The sequence below is a fragment of the Bradyrhizobium sp. URHD0069 genome, assembly GCF_000701345.1.
GTDB lineage: Bacteria > Pseudomonadota > Alphaproteobacteria > Rhizobiales > Xanthobacteraceae > Bradyrhizobium.
Genome location: NZ_JNIJ01000035.1, coordinates 18,518 through 34,897 on the forward strand (window position 1 = coordinate 18,518; position 16,380 = coordinate 34,897).

The following is a 16,380-nucleotide window of genomic DNA, read 5'->3' on the forward strand; positions in this document are numbered from 1 at the left end:
CCTCGCTCAACGCACGTGATCGAGGAGGTCCGCGCCTTGCGATACGATCCGCTTGCCGGAATCGATACCGGACATGATCAGTACGCGGTCACCGTCAAGCGGCTCGGTGCGCACGCTCCTGGCCATGAACCGCTCGGGCGCGACATGCTCGTACACAAAATCCTGGCCGTTCGACCCGCGCACGATACTGGTGCGCGGCACCGCAAGGCCTTCCTTCGCCGCGTCGGTCGCGACGAGCACCGTCAGGAACTGACCGGCCCGCAATCCGGCCGTGTCGCCAGTCACGGCAAAATGCACCGGCACGGATTGGCTGCGATCGGCAAAACCCGCGCCCTGATAGATGAGATCGTAGTTCTTGCCGGTATATGTTGATGCGCGCGCGCCCTGGGCCGGTTCGATGCTCTCGAAACTAAGCGCCTCGACCCACAGCCGCGCGGGGTCGATGATGTTGAAGACAAGCGAGCTCGGCTGAACGATCTGGCCGGCTACGGCGCTGCCTTCCGCGATCACGCCCGCAACCGGCGCGATCAGCGCTTCGGGCTCGCGACGCGATTTTTCAATCGACGCGCGCCGCTCGCGCAGGCCTTCCAGTTCAAGCCGTGTGTCGTCGAGCTGCGTGCGGGATATGGCGCCCGACGGTGTGAGCTGCTCGTAGCGTGCGAACCTGCGTTCGACGATCGAGATTTGCTGATCCAGCTCGCCCTGGCGCTGCCGCATGTCGGAAACATCGATCGCCTGGATAGGCGGCGTCACGTAACCCAGGATGTCGCCTTGCTTCACCCGCGTGCCGAGCCTGGGAAAGCCGCCCGGCGGCGCTGAAAGCCTGCCGCCCACGGCCGATTGCACGTACCCGCTGGCATTGGGGTCGGGAATGATCCTCCCCGGAAGTTCGGTGACCTTCTTGTGCTCCGCCTTCTCGGTGACCAGCGTCCTCAGCGCAAATATCCGCTGCACCGTCTTGGGCGCAAACACCGTCCCGTCCGGAAGGCGCTGCGCGCGCTCGCCTGAGGCGGTACTGATTGCGATCTGCGACTTCTCTTCCTCATGGCCGTGGCCTTCATGCGCTCTCGCGCCGCGCGAGCCCGTGAGCAGAACGAAGATGACAACAAGTGCAGCCGCACGTCGTCCGCCGCGCAGCGCGATCGCTGAGACGATCGCGCCGGCAAGAACTCCGCCCATGACCAGAAGGATCGCATTCTTATTGATCGGGCCGCCCGCTGCGTTTTCTCGCGCCATGTGTTGCGCCTGCGCGGCCGGAACCTCGATTGTAAGGGGAAGTATGTCGGTGATCGCTCCCGCCGTGACCGTGAAAATGAGATCAGTGCGCCCACTCTTCGCGAGCCACGGCGCGGCCAACCGGTACTTGCCGTCCGTGTCCGGGGTTGCCTTCGCGGGACCGCTTGGCGATTCGACCTCAAGGCTTGCGCCGGTCACCGGCTCGTTCGTCGCGAACCGGTCGAGGTAGATCTCAAGAGTTTCGCCGCGGGCGACCGCAACGATCTCAAACTCGTTGGAAACGGAATCTCCGCGCGGCAAGGCACCCGGTGAGACGACTTGCTGCTGCTCGTCGTGGTCATGGCCCTCATGGGCGTAAACGGGTGCGATTGTGCCGCACAGAATTGCGGTCACCGCGAGGGCACGCAGGGCGCGCCCGGAATGGGAAAGCATATGAAAGTCCTTCACTCTGAATTGTCGCCAATCGCGAACCCAGCGCGCTGCGAGCGGCAGCTGCGCAAACTCACGGATCGTCTGGATTCAGGTGAAGTGTTTCGGAGGACGCTTGAGGGAATCAGGCGCGCGGCTGGCGCGTGCCTGAGACGTGGGGCACGCAACGCGCATGACGGTCCGGGGTAACGGGACAAAGTCCACGGAGCTCGGCAAGCCGGCAGCGCAGCAGGAGGCGCAGGCGGATGAACAACAGCCGCCGACGCAGTTCCGGTCCGAAGGCGCGGGCATCTCAGCCTGCCCCAACTGAGCCTGCTGCAACGTTGCGGGGGCCACCGTCTGTTCGGGTTCATGAGACGCGGCTTGGCCGTGGCCGCCATGAACCACCGCTGGCGCGGCAGCATGATGCTGATGGCCGGTATGGGCCTGGACAACAGACGGCGCGAACGAAAGCACGATCAAGACGATCGCCGCTCCCAAGATTCGCATAATCTGCTGTTTAACCATTATGGCTCTTTCTATCACACCCGGCCCGCGCAAACGATGATACCCGGCAACACCAGAGCAGCCAAGGTGGAACAACCGTGGCAGTTCATCTTTCAGCCCGGCCTATGACGGCCATCAATTCGGCGATCTTCTTCCTCTGGTCTGATTTGTCGCCGCTTGCAATCGCGTGTTCGACGCAATGCGACACGTGATCTCTGAGGACTTCTTCCTCGACCCGCCGCAGCGCGGCCCGGACGGCCGAGATCTGGGTGACGATATCGATGCAATAGCGGTCCTCATCGACCATCTTGGACAGGCCGCGCACCTGGCCCTCGATCCGGCTCAGACGTTTTTGACAGGATGCCTTGATGTCTTTTCTCATGCCGCTTATATACCCCTACAGGGTATAGGTTTCAAGTGGTGTGATGGAGAACGCGATGACGAACGTCGAAAACGCAAATGCGGGCGGCACTGCAAAGCCTTCCAGCTGCTGCGGCGGCGGCCGCGATCACTCCGGTCATGCACACCATCAGCATCACACCGACGCCAAGACGAGCATGCGCGATCCCGTCTGCGGAATGACCGTCGATCCGGCGACGAGCCGGCACCGGTTCGACCACCGCGGCGAAACCTTTCATTTCTGCTCGGCCGGCTGCAAAGCCAAGTTCGCCGCCGATCCAAATGCATATCTCGACAACAGCAAGCCGAAAGCCGCCGCCCCCGAGGGCACGATCTACACCTGCCCGATGCATCCGCAGATCCGTCAGGTCGGTCCGGGAAGCTGCCCGATCTGCGGCATGGCGCTGGAGCCCGAGGTGGCATCCCTCGATGCACCGCCCAATCCCGAACTGGCGGATATGACGCGGCGCTTCTGGGTCGGCGCGGCGTTGTCCATTCCGCCCGTTGTGCTCGAGATGGGCGGTCACCTGGTCGGCGGTCACGGCTGGGTCGACCAGACCTTGTCGAACTGGATTCAGCTGGTGTTTGCCACACCCGTCGTCATCTGGGCGGGCTGGCCGTTCTTCGTGCGCGGCTGGCAATCGCTGCTGACGCGCAATCTCAACATGTTCACCTTGATCGCGATGGGCACGGGCGTCGCTTACGTCTACAGCCTCATCGGCACCGTCGCGCCCGGGATTTTCCCCGCAACCTTCCGCGGGCATGGTGGCGCGGTTGCGGTTTACTTCGAAGCCGCCGCGGTCATCACGGTCCTCGTCCTGCTTGGTCAGGTGCTCGAACTGCGCGCGCGCGAGGCAACCTCCGGGGCTATCAAGGCGCTGCTCGAACTGGCGCCGAAAACCGCCCGCCGCATCGGCGATGACGGCGCCGACCACGAAGTGCAGATCGATAGCCTGGTGGTCGGCGACAAATTGCGCGTCCGGCCGGGAGAGAAGGTGCCGGTCGACGGTATCATTCTCGAGGGCCGCTCCTCCCTCGACGAGTCGCTGGTGACCGGCGAATCCATGCCCGTCACCAAGGAAGTCGGCGGCAGGGTGATCGCAGGCACGCTCAATCAGTCCGGTGGATTCGTCATGCGCGCCGACAAGGTCGGCCGCGACACGCTGCTTTCCCAGATCGTCAAGATGGTCGCGGATGCGCAGCGCTCGCGGGCGCCGATCCAGCGGCTGGCCGATCAGGTTTCCGGCTGGTTCGTGCCGATCGTGATTGCCACGGCACTGGTCGCTTTCGGCGCCTGGGCCTGGTTTGGACCGGAACCGCGGATGGCGTTCGGCCTGGTCGCAGCGGTGAGCGTGCTGATCATCGCCTGTCCCTGCGCGCTCGGGCTGGCCACGCCGATGTCGATCATGGTCGGCGTCGGGCGCGGCGCGCAGGCGGGTGTCTTGATCAAGAACGCCGAAGCACTGGAGCGCATGGAAAAGGTCAATACGCTGGTGGTCGACAAGACGGGGACGTTGACCGAAGGCAAGCCGAAGGTTGTCGCCATCGTCGCTGCGGCTGGTTTTGAGGAACACGAAATCCTGGGGCTTGCCGCCAGCGTCGAACGCGCCAGCGAACACCCTCTTGCGGACGCGATCGTACGCGCGGCGAAGCAGCGCAATCTCGATTTAAGCAAGGTGGAAGCGTTCGACTCGCCGACCGGCAAGGGCGCCACCGGCAAGGTCGATGGCAAAACTGTTCTTCTGGGCAATTCGAACTTCCTGAAATCTGTCGGTATCGAAGCCCAGTCGCTGAGTGAACAAGCCGAACGTCTACGCGGAGACGGCGCCACCGTCATCCACATCGCGATCGACGGGAAGTTGGCCGGACTGTTTGCGATCGCCGATCCCGTGAAGCCATCAACGCCGGATGCTTTAAAAGCGCTGGCAGCGGAAGGCATCAAGGTCATCATGCTGACCGGGGACAACCGGACCACAGCTAATGCCGTGGCGCGGAAGCTCGGCATCACCGATGTCGAGGCGGAAGTGCTTCCCGATCAGAAAAGTGCCGTAGTCACCAAGCTGCAGAAGGCCGGGCGGATCGTCGCCATGGCCGGCGACGGCGTCAATGACGCTCCGGCGCTCGCCGCAGCCGATGTCGGAATCGCCATGGGGACCGGAACGGATGTTGCGATGGAGAGTGCCGGCATCACGCTGTTGAAAGGCGATCTCGGCGGCATCGTTCGCGCACGCCGGCTGTCGCAGGCAACTATGCGCAATATCCGGCAGAACCTGTTCTTCGCGTTCATCTATAACGCCGCCGGCATCCCGATCGCCGCAGGCATCCTCTATCCCCATTTCGGGATTCTGCTCTCGCCGATCATTGCCGCCGCCGCCATGGCGCTGTCATCGGTGAGCGTTGTAGGCAACGCATTGCGGCTACGCATGACGCGTCTATAGTTCAGGCGTATCCAAGACCGGGCAAGCAGCCGGCATCCACCCCGCTCTTGCCGAAGCGGTTGCGTATGTCTACCTCTCGCGAGGGTTTTTCGCCTCGACCTCGTCCTGGATTTTGGGATAACATCGCCATGTTAGATGCCGCCGTGAAGGCGCTTTCGCAAATCCTGTCGCCGCCGATGCGCTCCATCCTGTGGCGATCGATCGGACTGGCGCTGGTGCTGATCACGGTGCTGGCGATTGGCCTGCAGCGACTGCTCAGCTGGTTTGCGACATCGGGCCAAGGCTGGGCCGAGGCGATGCTGGGATCGGGCTTCCACACGCCGATTGAGGTCCTCGCGTGGATCGTGTCGATCGCGGCCGGTCTTGGCATCGTGCTCGGCGCGGTGTTTTTGATGCCCGCGATCACCGCGCTGGTGGCAAGCGTATTCGTCGACGACGTCGCCGAGCATGTCGAGCGCGAACACTATCCGGCGGAACGCCCGGGCACGGCGCTGCCGCTTGGCCTCGCCATGACGGAAGGCATCAAGACAGCGCTGCTCACGATCCTGGTCTATCTGATCGCCCTGCCGTTCGTGTTCATCGCGGGCGCCGGCTTCATCGCGTTCTTTGTCGCGACCGCATGGCTGCTCGGCCGGGAATATTTCCAACTCGCGGCGATGCGGTTTCGTCCGCCCGCGGAAGCCAAGGCCATGCGCAAGCAGAATGCGGCAATCGTGTTCACCGCGGGGCTTGTGATCGCGGCGTTCGTGTCGATCCCGATTGTCAACCTGGCGACGCCGCTGTTCGGGATGGCGTTCATGGTTCACATGCACAAGCGCTTGAGTGGACCAAGGCCGGAGCTGATTGAACCCGGTCGCAAGCCGGGCGTGCCGGTGGTGTGAGTCCCCTGATGGTGAAGAGCGCGGTGCAGACGGGGAGAGGTAAGGGTAAGAGCCTCAAACCGTCTTCTCCGGCCAGCGGCAGAGGTCGTTGATCAGGCACACCTCGCAGCGCGGCTTGCGCGCCAGACACGTGTAGCGGCCGTGCAGGATCAGCCAATGATGCGCGTGCAGCATGAACTCGGCCGGAATCACGCGCTCAAGACCAAGCTCGACCTCGAGCGGCGTCTTGCCCGGCGCCAATCCTGTGCGATTGCCGACACGAAACACATGCGTGTCGACCGCCATGGTGTGTTCGCCGAACGCCATGTTGAGCACGACGTTGGCGGTCTTGCGGCCGGCACCCGGCAGCGATTCAATCTCGGCACGGGTGCGCGGCACCTCGCCGCCGAATTCGGCAATCAGTTTTTCCGACAGCGCGATCACGTTCCTCGCCTTGGTGCGGTAGAGCCCGACCGTCTTGATGTAATCGCGCAGCTTTTCCTCGCCGAGCGCGAGCATCTTCTGCGGCGAGTCGGCGACTGCAAACAACGCCCGCGTCGCCTTGTTGACGCCGGCGTCGGTCGCTTGCGCCGACAGAACGACCGCGATCAAAAGCGTGTAGGGGTTGAGATGTTCAAGTTCCCCCTTCGGCTCGGGATTGGCTTTGCGGAAGCGGCTGAAAGCCTCGCGGACCTCGGCGGGTGTCCAGGGTTTGCTTGCCTTGAGCGTTTTTTTCGCCGGCGGCACCTGCCCTGATTTGGCGGCAGCCTTCTTCGCGGTCTTTTCTCGTCCCTGACTTGTCACAGGACGAAGGCGAGACTGTTTGGCGCGTTTAGGGGTGGTCGGCTTCGATTTAGGCAGGGGCCTGCGGATGATTTTCGCCATGATCGGGGTATACTGATACGCGATGACCCCAGGCAACGACTTTGATCTGGAGCTTGAGCAGCCGGAATTGTTTTCGGCGCTGCTGACGCCGCACCGCTCGCTGGACCGCACCGGTTTTCTGGTGCTGATGGTGTTTGTCAGCGTGCTCAGTTTTGCGGCCGGGATCGGTTTTCTGCTGATGGGCGCGTGGCCGGTGTTCGGCATTTTCGCTCTCGATGTGATTGCGATCTATTGGGCATTCCGGGTCAATTTCCGAGACGCCAAGGCCACCGAGGAAATCCGGGTGACGCCATCTGAGCTGCGCGTGCGCCGGGTCAGCCACCGCGGCCACGTAGTCGAATTTGTGCTCAATCCGCTGTGGGTACAGCTCGATCAAAAGACCGATGCGGAATTTGGCATCGAGAAACTTTATCTGCTCTCGAAAGGCCGCCGCCTCTCTATCGCGAGCTTCCTCGGGCCGGATGAAAAGGCGAGCTTTGCCAAAGCCTTAACAGCCGCGCTGCAAGCCGCGCGACGTGGCCCGACCTATAACCCGCTGTGATGAAAGCTGTCAGGAATCGGGTGGTTTGCACGACGCAGCCGGCCTACATCTAATGGCATGATGAACCTTGCAATCAATGACCATCGCCTGGCCAAACCGGGCTCCCAGAACGCCGCGCTCCGCGACTATGATTCGGTGCGGCGCGCCATCGCTTTCATCTCGGAGCGCTGGCGCGCGCAGCCGACCATCGAGTCGATGGCGGATGCGGCGGGCGTGACGCCCGATGAGCTGCACCATCTGTTTCGCCGCTGGGCCGGGCTGACGCCCAAAGCCTTCATGCAGGCGCTGACGCTCGATCATGCCAAGGGCTTGCTGCGCGATTCTGCCAGCGTGCTCGATGCCGCGCTCGACTCCGGGCTTTCGGGTCCGGGACGGCTGCACGATCTGTTCGTCACCCATGAAGCGATGTCGCCTGGCGAATGGAAGAGCGGCGGCGCCGGCATGACGTTGCGCTACGGATTTCATGCCTCGCCCTTCGGGACCGGGATCGTGATCGCCAGCGGCCGCGGCCTCGCCGGCCTTGCCTTCGCCGATCCCGGCGAGGAGCAGGCCGCGTTCGCCGACATGCAGCGGCGCTGGCCGCGGGCAACCTACGTGGAAGATCACGACGGCACGGCCGCACTGGCGCAGCGTATCTTCGACACGAGACTGTGGCGCCCAGATCAGCCGCTGCGCGTGGTGTTGATCGGCACCGACTTCGAGGTCCGGGTGTGGGAGACGTTGTTGAAAATCCCGATGGGCCGCGCGGTCTGTTATTCCGATATCGCGGCCAGGCTCAGTAACCCGAAAGCATCACGCGCGGTCGGCGCCGCGGTCGGAAAGAACCCGATATCGTTCGTGGTGCCATGCCATCGCGCGCTCGGCAAAGGCGGCGCGCTGACCGGCTATCACTGGGGCATCACGCGCAAGCAGGCAATGCTGGGTTGGGAAGCGGGACAGGTGGGACTGCACTAGATCTAGCCTGATGATTTGGATCGAAACGGCACGCTCGAATCCTCTCCGTCATTGCGAGGAGCGAAGCGACAAAGCAATCCAGTCTTTTTCGGTGGCGCTCTGGTTTGCTCGCAATGACGGGCTTCCGATCACCTGGCCAGCCGCTTCCACATGATGGCGGTGTCGCAAAGCCGGCCGTCCGGAAACAGCGCGTAGTCCGGGACCAGGCCGGTCTGCTTCCAACCCGCACGGAGGTAGAGGCGGTGGCCGTTCTCGTCCGGCACGGTATCGAGCACGAGCAGCCAGCGGCCACGCCGCCGGGCTTCCTCCTCGACTTGCGCCATCAGGATCGCGCCAACGCCGTGGCCGCGCGCGGATCGATGCACCAACAACTTCTTGATATCGGCGCGGTGCGGCTGGTTGGGCGGCGTGTCCAATCCAAGCTGGACCGTGCCGACAATTTTGCCGTCGAGCCGCGCCGCCAGCAGCACAGTGTTCCCTGTTGCGACCGAGCCTGCGACTTTGCGAAAGAAGGCAAGAGCGTCTTCATTCGAGAACGGCGACATGAAGCTGACGCTGGCGCCGCCTTCGACACAGTCGACCAGGACATCAGCCAACTGATCCAGTGCGGCATCCGCAACCGGCGCATCGAGAGAAATGATTTCGACTGCCGCGCTCACGCCGCCAGATCGAGCTTCGACGCCACCGTGGCGTCGGCATTCAGCCGGTAGATCACCGGGACGCCGGTTGCGAGTTCGCGCGCCAAAATCCCCTCGGGCGAAAGCTTTTCCAAGACCATGATCAGCGCGCGCAGCGAATTGCCGTGGGCGACGACCAGCGACCGCTCACCGCGCAGCACGCACGGCAGAATCTCCTGGACGTAATAGGGCAGCGTGCGCGCCAGGGTATCCTTCAGGCTTTCACCGCCGGGCGGCGGCACGTCGTAGGACCGCCGCCAGACATGCACCTGCTCCTCGCCCCATTTCTTGCGGGCATCGTCCTTGTTGAGGCCCGACAGATCGCCGTAGTCGCGCTCGTTGAGCGCCAGATGCTGCCTGACGGGAAGGTCGGTCTGGCCGATCTCGTTAAGCACGATATCGAGCGTGTGCTGCGCCCGCTTCAGCACCGAGGTAAAGGCGATGTCGAACGAGAGCCCCTGCGCCTTCAACTGACGGCCGGCTTCGTTGGCCTCGGCAATCCCCTTCTCGGTGAGGCCGGGATCCTTCCAGCCGGTGAACAGATTTTTCAAGTTCCATTCGCTCTGGCCGTGACGCACGAGCACGAGAAGACGATCGCTCATTCCTGTGATTCCGTTTCGATTTTTGAAGAAGTCGTCAAATCCTCGATCATGATCCGATCAAATTCGGATCACGATCTCATGTCTTGTTTGCGCATGAGCTTTCGGAAAACCGGTTCCCACTTTCCCGGATCATGCTCTAGAAGTCTCTGAGCCCGAGCACGTCGGCCATTGAATACAACCCGGGCTTCTTGCCGTGGGCCCACATCGCTGCCTTCAGCGCGCCGTGCGCGAAGATCATCCGATCCTCGGCCAGGTGCGATAGTTCGATGCGCTCGTACGGACCGACGAACATCACCCGATGATCGCCGGTGACGGTGCCGCCGCGCAATGACGCAAAGCCGATATCGCCGGAGCGGCGCGCGCCGGTAAGGCCGTCGCGGCCCCGCGCTGAATGGTCGTCGAGCGCGACGCCGCGGCCCTCAGCGGCGGCTTTGCCGAGCAGAAGCGCAGTGCCCGAGGGCGCGTCGACCTTGGCCTTGTGATGCATCTCCAGAATCTCAATGTCGAAGCTTTCGTCGAGTGACTGTGCGACCCGCTTCACCAGCGCCGCCAGCAGGTTGACGCCAAGGCTCATATTGCCTGACTTGACCACGATGGCACGCGAGGTGACGCTCTTGATCACGGCGTCATCGGACGCCGAGAGACCTGTCGTGCCAATGACGTGAACGAGGCCGCGCTGGGCGGCGATCGCGACATTGGCAATGGTCGCACCCGGCACCGTAAAGTCGAGAATGCCGTCCGCGTTTGCCGACAACGACCACAGGTCGGCTGAGAGCAGGACCCCGTTGGGAGACATGCCCGCCAGCGTCCCGGCATCCGTCCCCAAGAGTTCAGACCCCGGCGCTTCCAGCGCGCCGGTGAGGACGGCGCCTGACGTTTCCGAGATGGCACGCGTCAGCGCGCGGCCCATCCGGCCGCCGGCCCCTGCAACGATCAAACGCATCTCGGACATTCTTGAACCTCGCCCTTGCCGTATAGCCGGGGCAGGCTGTTCCGGCAACCAATCCGGGCTGGCACGCGTCATGGCGTGTCCCGACCATGACGGAAAAGCTTGCTGACTTCCGGCCCTTTACGGCTGCGGGCCGTCGTAACCCTCGACGATCACGAGGTCGCCCTCGGAATGCGGGCTGCGGATCGCGACCAGCCGCGTGTATTCCGGCGAATTGTAGCAGGCGAGTGCCGTTTCATAATCCTTGAATTCAAGCATCACATTGCGCGACCGCGACGAGCCTTCCTTGGGATCGAACTTGCCGCCGCGCACCAGAAACTTGGCGCCGTATTTTTTGAATACGGCGCCGTTCTGCGCGATGTATTCCTTGTATCCGTCCATGTTGTGAACATCGATGCGCGCGATCCAGTAGCCTTTTGCCATCTGCGTCTTTCCCTTGTTCAAGCCAGCGCCTGTGCGATCTCCGCCTGGATGGCGTCCGCCGCCGCCTTGGGGTCGGCGGCGGACATCACCGGACGTCCGATCACCAGATAATCCGCGCCGGCTGAAATGGCCCGCGCCGGCGTCATGATGCGCTTCTGGTCACCGGCGGTGGCCCCCGCGGGCCGAATGCCCGGGGTCACCAGAACCATCTGATGGCCCACCATCTTGCGTAAGGACGCCGCCTCTTCGGGCGAACATACCAGCCCATCGACGCCGAGCGCCTGCGCCTGTTGGGCGCGGGCTTCGACAAGATCGGATACGCCGAGACGATAACCGGCGGCGTGGAGATCGCCGTCGTCATACGAGGTCAGCACGGTGACCGCGAGAATTTTCAAGCCGGAGCCCGCGCCGGCCTCGACGGCCGCCTTCATGGTCTGCGGATAGGCGTGCACGGTCAGGAATGTCGCGCCGAGTGCGGCGACGCTCTCGACGCCGCGCGCCACCGTATTGCCGATGTCGTGCAGCTTGAGATCGACGAAGACCTTCTTGCCCGCGCCCGTGAGTTGACGGACCAGCGGCAAGCCGCCGGCATAAGCGAGCTGATAGCCGATCTTGTAGAATGTCACGCTGTCGCCGAGCCGGGCGATCATCGCTTCCGCCGCGGCGACGCCGGGCAGATCGAGCGCCACAATCAACCGGTCGCGGGGAGCGATATCAGATGGCTGCATGTCACCTCACATCATGCGCTGGGAAACGTCGATCAGCTGCCGCACCAGCGCGTTGAGCGCTTCGATATCGGCAGGATGCTTCAACCGGTCCATATCATCATAAGCCTCGCTTGCGAACGACAGCGCGAGCTGGTTTGGAATAACGGTGGCATGGCAGGCGGTCAGAATCAGCCGCAGCGCCGCCAGAGATCGCGTGCCGCCGAGGCGGCCTTCCGAGGCGGCCGCAATCGCAAACGCGCGTTCGCGAAACACCTGGCCGCGGGTTTCGTGCAGGTCCTGCACCCGCGTCACCCAGTCGATGGTGTTCTTGACCAGGGCGGGCACCGCCGAATTATATTCCGGCGTCACGATCAGGACGCCGTGGTGCGCGCCAATCATGCGCTTGAGATTGACCGCATTCTTCGGCACGCCCGATTTCGCCTGCAGATCGCCGTCATAAATCGGCAACGGGAAATCGCCGAGCGAAATGCGCGTGACCTCCGCGCCGGCTTGCACGAACTCATAGGCTGCGGCCGCCGCCAGCCTCGCATTGAGCGAGCCGGTGCGGAGCGAGCCGGGGATCACGAGGATTTTCAGCGCGGCCATGAACTAATCGCAGTGAGGGCGAACCAGCGGGCGAACCTTCGCGTAAGCGAAGCCAATCGGTTCAGCGCTTGCGGTACACCCAGACACGAGCCGGTGGAAGGTTCATCCAGATGCGCTCGGAGGCTTCTGTGGACACGCCCGGCAGCGACCTCGGAATTGGCGGCGCAACTGAATAGGTGAATTGCACGAACGGCGCACCCGGCGCCAGCGCGCCGAAGGCATCGCGGACCAGTTTGAGGCGGGTCAGCATCGGCTTGGTGACGAGCGGCAGACCGGACACCACAGCGGACGCGGGAGCGTTCAACACATTCCAGAGCGAGTCGCGCAATGTATAGGCGTCGCCCTGCACGATTGTGGCGTGCGGATAGCGGTCGCGCAGCAGCGCGCAGAAACCGGGATTGTATTCGACCAGCACGAGACGCTTCTGATCGACGCCATGCTCGATCAACGCGTTGGTGATCGCACCGGTGCCCGGCCCAAGTTCGACGACCGGCTCCTTGGAGTCGACGTTGACGTACTGCGCCATGGTGCGCGCCAGCACCCGGCCCGAAGGCATCACCGCGCCCATGTGAAGCGGTTTCTCAATCCATGAGCGAAGAAAACGAACCTCATCATCGAGACGAGGAGGTTTCTTCAACGCACGCACGGACGATTGCAAGGGCATGTCGCTACCAGGCGGGACCGCCGTCTTCGGCGGGCGGGAGTGTCAGAAAATAGTCATAAAGACGTATAGGTAGCGGCCGACATGGTCAAGCCGAACCGTTGCTACGAGGCGGCGCGGTTACCGAAGAAGTCCTTGACCTTAGTGAAGAAACCCGCCGCCTCGGGCTGCGTCGCACCGGACGATAGTTTTTCGAACTCGACCAGCAATTCCTGTTGCTTCTTGGTCAAATTCTGCGGCGTTTCGACCACGACCTGGACATACATGTCTCCGGTCTGACGCGAGCGCAGCACCGGCATGCCCTTTGAGGCGATGCGAAAGCGGCGGCCGGACTGGGTTCCGGAGGGGACTTTCACCTTGGTCTTGCCCTTGTCGATGGTGGGCACCTCGAATTCGCCGCCCAGCGCTGCCGTCACCATCGAGATCGGCACGCGACAATGCAGATCGGCGCCATCGCGCTGAAAGAACTCATGCATGGCCAGCGAGAGGAAAATGTAGAGGTCGCCCGGCGGCCCGCCGCGGATGCCGGCCTCGCCTTCGCCGGCCAGCCGGATGCGTGTGCCGTCTTCGACGCCCTGCGGGATATTGACTGCCAATGTCCGCTCGCGCGTCACCCGCCCCGAGCCCGCACATGACGGGCACGGGTCTTCGATCATCTGACCGCGGCCCTGACAGCCAGGGCAGGTTCGCTCCAGCGTGAAAAATCCCTGCGCTTGCCGGACACGGCCGGCGCCCCCGCACATCGAGCAGGTCTTCGGCTTGGTGCCGGCTTTGGCGCCGGTGCCCGAACAGGATTCGCAGGTGACTGAAACCGGGATCTCGATCTGGGCGGTCTTGCCGCGGAAGGCCTCCTCCAGCGTTATTTCCATGTTGTAGCGCAGGTCCTGGCCGCGCTCGCGGCCGCCGCGTCCGCGCGGCCCGGCCATGCCGAACAAATCTTCGAAAATATCTGAGAATGATGAGGCGAAGCCCGCGCCGAAGCCGGGACCGCCGCCGCCCGCGCCCTGCTCGAACGCGGCATGACCGAAGCGGTCATAGGCTGCGCGCTTGTCGCCGTCTTTGAGAACTTCGTAGGCTTCGTTGATTTCCTTGAAACGGACTTCGCTGGTGGCATCACCTGGATTCTTGTCCGGGTGCCATTTCATCGCAAGCTTGCGGAAGGCCGCCTTCAGTTTGGACTCGTCCGCGTTACGGTCGACTTCAAGGGTTTCGTAGTAGCAGCGCTTGGTGGACATCAGTCAATCCGCCCGAAGTTCTTCCTCATTCCGAAGGAATGCGTCCCTTCAGGATGCAGCCTCCGGCTTAACGAAAAATGACCCCCATCCTTTGAGACGCGCTGCGTGCTCTTCGGAATGGGGGGCATGATATCAGCCCGTCTAGGCAGACTTCTTGTTGTTCTTGTCGTCGTCGACCTCGGTGAACTCCGCGTCGACCACGTCGTCCTTTGCGGCATCCTTGGCTGCGTCGCTCTCGGCCTGCTGCTTGTACATCGCTTCGCCGAGCTTCATCGAAGTCTGCGCCAGCGTATTGGTCTTGGCCGTGATCGCCTCGGCATCGTCGCCCTTCAGCGCTTCCTTCAAATCGCTGACGGCGTCTTCGATGGCGCGCCGCTCGCTCTCCTCGACCTTCGAACCATGTTCGGCCAGCGCCTTCTCGGTGGAATGCACCAGCGCGTCGGCATGGTTCTTGGCGTCGACGGCCGCACGGCGCTTCTTGTCCTCGGCGGCATTGGCCTCGGCGTCCTTGACCATCTTCTGGATATCGGCTTCGGACAGACCGCCGGATGCCTGGATCCGGATCTGCTGTTCCTTGCCGGTCGCCTTGTCCTTGGCCGAGACGTTGACGATGCCGTTGGCGTCGATGTCGAAGGTCACCTCGATCTGCGGCATGCCGCGCGGCGACGGCGGAATGCCCATCAGGTCGAACTGGCCGAGCACCTTGTTGTCGGCCGCCATTTCGCGCTCGCCCTGGAAGACGCGGATGGTGACGGCGTTCTGGTTGTCCTCGGCAGTCGAGAACACCTGGCTCTTCTTGGTCGGGATCGTCGTGTTGCGATCGATGATCCGCGTGAACACTCCACCCAGCGTCTCGATGCCGAGCGACAGCGGCGTCACGTCGAGCAGCAGCACGTCCTTGACGTCGCCCTGCAGCACGCCGGCCTGGATCGCCGCACCGATGGCGACGACTTCGTCGGGATTGACGCCCTTGTGCGGCTCCTTGCCGAACAACTGCTTCACCACTTCCTGGACCTTCGGCATGCGGGTCATGCCGCCGACCAGCACCACTTCGCCGATTTCACCGGCGGTGAGGCCGGCATCCTTCAGCGCCTTGCGGCAGGGCTCGATGGTTTTCTGAATGAGATCATCGACCAGCGCCTCGAACTTGGCGCGCGTCAGCTTCATCGTCAGATGCTTCGGGCCGGACGCATCGGCGGTGATGAAAGGCAGGTTGATTTCGGTCTGCGTGGTCGAGGACAATTCGATCTTGGCCTTTTCGGCGGCCTCTTTCAGGCGCTGCAAGGCAAGCTTGTCGTTGCGCAGGTTGATGCCCTGCTCCTTCTGGAATTCGTCGGCCAGATAGCTGACCAGCCGCATATCGAAGTCTTCACCGCCGAGGAAGGTGTCGCCGTTGGTCGACTTCACCTCGAAAACGCCGTCGCCGATTTCGAGGATCGATATGTCGAACGTGCCGCCGCCAAGGTCGTACACTGCGATGGTGCCGGTCTTCGTCTTGTCCAGACCGTAAGCGAGCGCGGCCGCCGTGGGCTCGTTGATGATGCGCAGCACTTCAAGGCCGGCGATCTTGCCGGCATCCTTGGTGGCCTGACGTTGCGCGTCGTTGAAATAGGCGGGAACGGTGATGACGGCCTGCTCGACCTTCTGGCCGAGATGGGCTTCCGCGGTCTCTTTCATCTTCTGCAGAATGAAGGCGGAAATCTGCGAGGGCGAGTAGGTCTTGCCGTCGGCTTCGACCCAGGCATCGCCGTTGGATGCCTTGACGATCTTGTAGGGGACGAGCTTCTTGTCCTTCTCGACCATCGGATCGTCATAGCGGCGGCCGACGAGGCGCTTGACCGCAAAGAAAGTCCGCTCGGGATTGGTTACCGCCTGGCGCTTGGCGGGCTGGCCGACAAGGCGCTCGCCGTCATCGCTGAAGGCGACGATTGATGGAGTTGTCCGCATGCCCTCGGCGTTTTCGATGACTTTCGCCGTCTTGCCATCCATTACGGCGACGCACGAATTCGTGGTGCCGAGATCGATCCCAATGACCTTTGCCATGGCCTCATACCCTTCTTTTTGCGGCAGGTTGGCTGGGCCCTGACGGCGCACCAATCCAAACCCCCAAACGATCAAATACTCGCGATTGCGACGATGAGCCTCATATAGGAGGAGGGCACAGGGCTGCAAGGACCGGGGCGCAACCTTAGCCCTCGAAAACCTTGGCCCTTGAAAGATAATATCCGCATTGAGCGCCATGGCCGATCTGGGCGAGACCCGCAAATCCCCCTTGTCGGATAACCCGCGAAA

Annotated in this window: 17 protein-coding genes; 5 read left to right on the plus strand and 12 right to left on the minus strand. The window is 62.9% G+C overall.

Annotated elements, in window-relative coordinates; genetic code table 11:
- Window positions 1-6 precede the first annotated feature (6 nt).
- On the minus strand, window positions 7-1,668 hold the full coding sequence (locus N554_RS0120975; protein WP_029585266.1) for an HlyD family efflux transporter periplasmic adaptor subunit: 1,662 nt from the start codon (window positions 1,666-1,668) through the stop codon (window positions 7-9).
- Window positions 1,669-2,028: 360 nt separating this feature from the next.
- Between N554_RS0120975 and N554_RS0120985 the strand changes: the two genes are divergently transcribed.
- The gene (locus N554_RS0120985; RefSeq protein ID WP_156042019.1) at window positions 2,029-2,280 is read left to right on the plus strand and encodes a hypothetical protein; all 252 of its coding nucleotides are present in this window, start codon (window positions 2,029-2,031) and stop codon (window positions 2,278-2,280) included.
- Here the strand turns inward: N554_RS0120985 and N554_RS0120990 are convergent.
- Window positions 2,258-2,533 (minus strand): metal-sensitive transcriptional regulator, encoded by a 276-nt coding sequence (locus N554_RS0120990; RefSeq protein ID WP_029585268.1) that lies wholly within the window; start codon window positions 2,531-2,533, stop codon window positions 2,258-2,260. The genes N554_RS0120985 and N554_RS0120990 overlap by 23 nt on opposite strands.
- Before the next feature lie 55 nt (window positions 2,534-2,588).
- Here N554_RS0120990 and N554_RS0120995 point away from each other — a divergent pair, with 55 nt between their 5' ends.
- Both N554_RS0120995 and N554_RS0121000 read left to right on the plus strand, forming a co-directional pair.
- Complete coding sequence (locus tag N554_RS0120995; protein ID WP_029585269.1) at window positions 2,589-4,988, plus strand: heavy metal translocating P-type ATPase; 2,400 nt, start codon at window positions 2,589-2,591, stop codon at window positions 4,986-4,988.
- 128 nt (window positions 4,989-5,116) lie between these two features.
- On the plus strand, window positions 5,117-5,869 hold the full coding sequence (locus tag N554_RS0121000) for a sulfate transporter family protein (RefSeq protein ID WP_029585270.1): 753 nt from the start codon (window positions 5,117-5,119) through the stop codon (window positions 5,867-5,869).
- Window positions 5,870-5,923: 54 nt separating this feature from the next.
- On the opposite strand, the gene nth is transcribed toward N554_RS0121000, so the two are convergent.
- Window positions 5,924-6,733, minus strand: coding sequence for an endonuclease III (gene nth, locus N554_RS0121005; protein ID WP_029585271.1), 810 nt, complete (start codon window positions 6,731-6,733; stop codon window positions 5,924-5,926).
- 22 nt (window positions 6,734-6,755) lie between these two features.
- Between nth and N554_RS0121010 the strand changes: the two genes are divergently transcribed.
- Both N554_RS0121010 and N554_RS0121015 read left to right on the plus strand, forming a co-directional pair.
- The gene (locus N554_RS0121010) at window positions 6,756-7,274 is read left to right on the plus strand and encodes a DUF2244 domain-containing protein (RefSeq protein ID WP_029585272.1); all 519 of its coding nucleotides are present in this window, start codon (window positions 6,756-6,758) and stop codon (window positions 7,272-7,274) included.
- Between the two features lie 57 nt (window positions 7,275-7,331).
- Window positions 7,332-8,228, plus strand: coding sequence for a methylated-DNA--[protein]-cysteine S-methyltransferase (locus N554_RS0121015; protein ID WP_029585273.1), 897 nt, complete (start codon window positions 7,332-7,334; stop codon window positions 8,226-8,228).
- 128 nt (window positions 8,229-8,356) lie between these two features.
- Here the strand turns inward: N554_RS0121015 and N554_RS0121020 are convergent, their stop codons facing one another.
- From N554_RS0121020 to dnaK, 9 genes are all read right to left on the minus strand, one after another.
- The gene (locus N554_RS0121020; RefSeq protein ID WP_051677607.1) at window positions 8,357-8,887 is read right to left on the minus strand and encodes a GNAT family N-acetyltransferase; all 531 of its coding nucleotides are present in this window, start codon (window positions 8,885-8,887) and stop codon (window positions 8,357-8,359) included.
- Window positions 8,884-9,507 (minus strand): 2,3-bisphosphoglycerate-dependent phosphoglycerate mutase, encoded by a 624-nt coding sequence (locus N554_RS0121025; RefSeq protein WP_029585275.1) that lies wholly within the window; start codon window positions 9,505-9,507, stop codon window positions 8,884-8,886. Before N554_RS0121025 ends, N554_RS0121020 begins: the two co-directional genes overlap by 4 nt.
- Before the next feature lie 136 nt (window positions 9,508-9,643).
- Window positions 9,644-10,459 (minus strand): 4-hydroxy-tetrahydrodipicolinate reductase, encoded by an 816-nt coding sequence (gene dapB, locus N554_RS0121030; RefSeq protein WP_029585276.1) that lies wholly within the window; start codon window positions 10,457-10,459, stop codon window positions 9,644-9,646.
- Window positions 10,460-10,576: 117 nt separating this feature from the next.
- Window positions 10,577-10,879 (minus strand): DUF1330 domain-containing protein, encoded by a 303-nt coding sequence (locus tag N554_RS0121035; protein ID WP_029585277.1) that lies wholly within the window; start codon window positions 10,877-10,879, stop codon window positions 10,577-10,579.
- 17 nt (window positions 10,880-10,896) lie between these two features.
- The gene (gene pyrF / locus N554_RS0121040) at window positions 10,897-11,607 is read right to left on the minus strand and encodes an orotidine-5'-phosphate decarboxylase (RefSeq protein WP_029585278.1); all 711 of its coding nucleotides are present in this window, start codon (window positions 11,605-11,607) and stop codon (window positions 10,897-10,899) included.
- Between the two features lie 6 nt (window positions 11,608-11,613).
- Complete coding sequence (locus tag N554_RS0121045) at window positions 11,614-12,192, minus strand: NADPH-dependent FMN reductase (RefSeq protein ID WP_029585279.1); 579 nt, start codon at window positions 12,190-12,192, stop codon at window positions 11,614-11,616.
- Between the two features lie 61 nt (window positions 12,193-12,253).
- Window positions 12,254-12,856 carry a class I SAM-dependent methyltransferase gene (locus N554_RS0121050; protein ID WP_029585280.1) on the minus strand — a complete coding sequence of 201 codons (603 nt, stop codon included), beginning with the start codon at window positions 12,854-12,856 and terminating at the stop codon, window positions 12,254-12,256.
- A gap of 101 nt (window positions 12,857-12,957) precedes the next feature.
- Entirely contained in the window at window positions 12,958-14,088 is a 1,131-nt protein-coding gene (gene dnaJ, locus N554_RS0121055; protein WP_029585281.1) for a molecular chaperone DnaJ, read from the minus strand.
- A gap of 141 nt (window positions 14,089-14,229) precedes the next feature.
- Window positions 14,230-16,131 (minus strand): molecular chaperone DnaK, encoded by a 1,902-nt coding sequence (gene dnaK / locus N554_RS0121060; RefSeq protein WP_029585282.1) that lies wholly within the window; start codon window positions 16,129-16,131, stop codon window positions 14,230-14,232.
- Window positions 16,132-16,380: the final 249 nt, after the last annotated feature.

Coding starts and splice junctions, on each gene's coding strand:
- N554_RS0120975 (WP_029585266.1), bottom strand. CDS start 1,668: ATGCTTTCCCATTCCGGGCGCGCCCTGCGTGCCCTCGCGGTGACCGCA.
- N554_RS0121045 (WP_029585279.1), bottom strand. CDS start 12,192: ATGGCCGCGCTGAAAATCCTCGTGATCCCCGGCTCGCTCCGCACCGGC.
- dnaK (WP_029585282.1), bottom strand. CDS start 16,131: ATGGCAAAGGTCATTGGGATCGATCTCGGCACCACGAATTCGTGCGTC.
- N554_RS0121050 (WP_029585280.1), bottom strand. CDS start 12,856: ATGCCCTTGCAATCGTCCGTGCGTGCGTTGAAGAAACCTCCTCGTCTC.
- N554_RS0120995 (WP_029585269.1), top strand. CDS start 2,589: ATGACGAACGTCGAAAACGCAAATGCGGGCGGCACTGCAAAGCCTTCC.
- N554_RS0121025 (WP_029585275.1), bottom strand. CDS start 9,507: ATGAGCGATCGTCTTCTCGTGCTCGTGCGTCACGGCCAGAGCGAATGG.
- N554_RS0121015 (WP_029585273.1), top strand. CDS start 7,332: ATGATGAACCTTGCAATCAATGACCATCGCCTGGCCAAACCGGGCTCC.
- nth (WP_029585271.1), bottom strand. CDS start 6,733: ATGGCGAAAATCATCCGCAGGCCCCTGCCTAAATCGAAGCCGACCACC.
- N554_RS0120990 (WP_029585268.1), bottom strand. CDS start 2,533: ATGAGAAAAGACATCAAGGCATCCTGTCAAAAACGTCTGAGCCGGATC.
- dapB (WP_029585276.1), bottom strand. CDS start 10,459: ATGTCCGAGATGCGTTTGATCGTTGCAGGGGCCGGCGGCCGGATGGGC.
- N554_RS0121035 (WP_029585277.1), bottom strand. CDS start 10,879: ATGGCAAAAGGCTACTGGATCGCGCGCATCGATGTTCACAACATGGAC.
- N554_RS0121010 (WP_029585272.1), top strand. CDS start 6,756: ATGACCCCAGGCAACGACTTTGATCTGGAGCTTGAGCAGCCGGAATTG.
- N554_RS0121000 (WP_029585270.1), top strand. CDS start 5,117: ATGTTAGATGCCGCCGTGAAGGCGCTTTCGCAAATCCTGTCGCCGCCG.
- pyrF (WP_029585278.1), bottom strand. CDS start 11,607: ATGCAGCCATCTGATATCGCTCCCCGCGACCGGTTGATTGTGGCGCTC.
- dnaJ (WP_029585281.1), bottom strand. CDS start 14,088: ATGTCCACCAAGCGCTGCTACTACGAAACCCTTGAAGTCGACCGTAAC.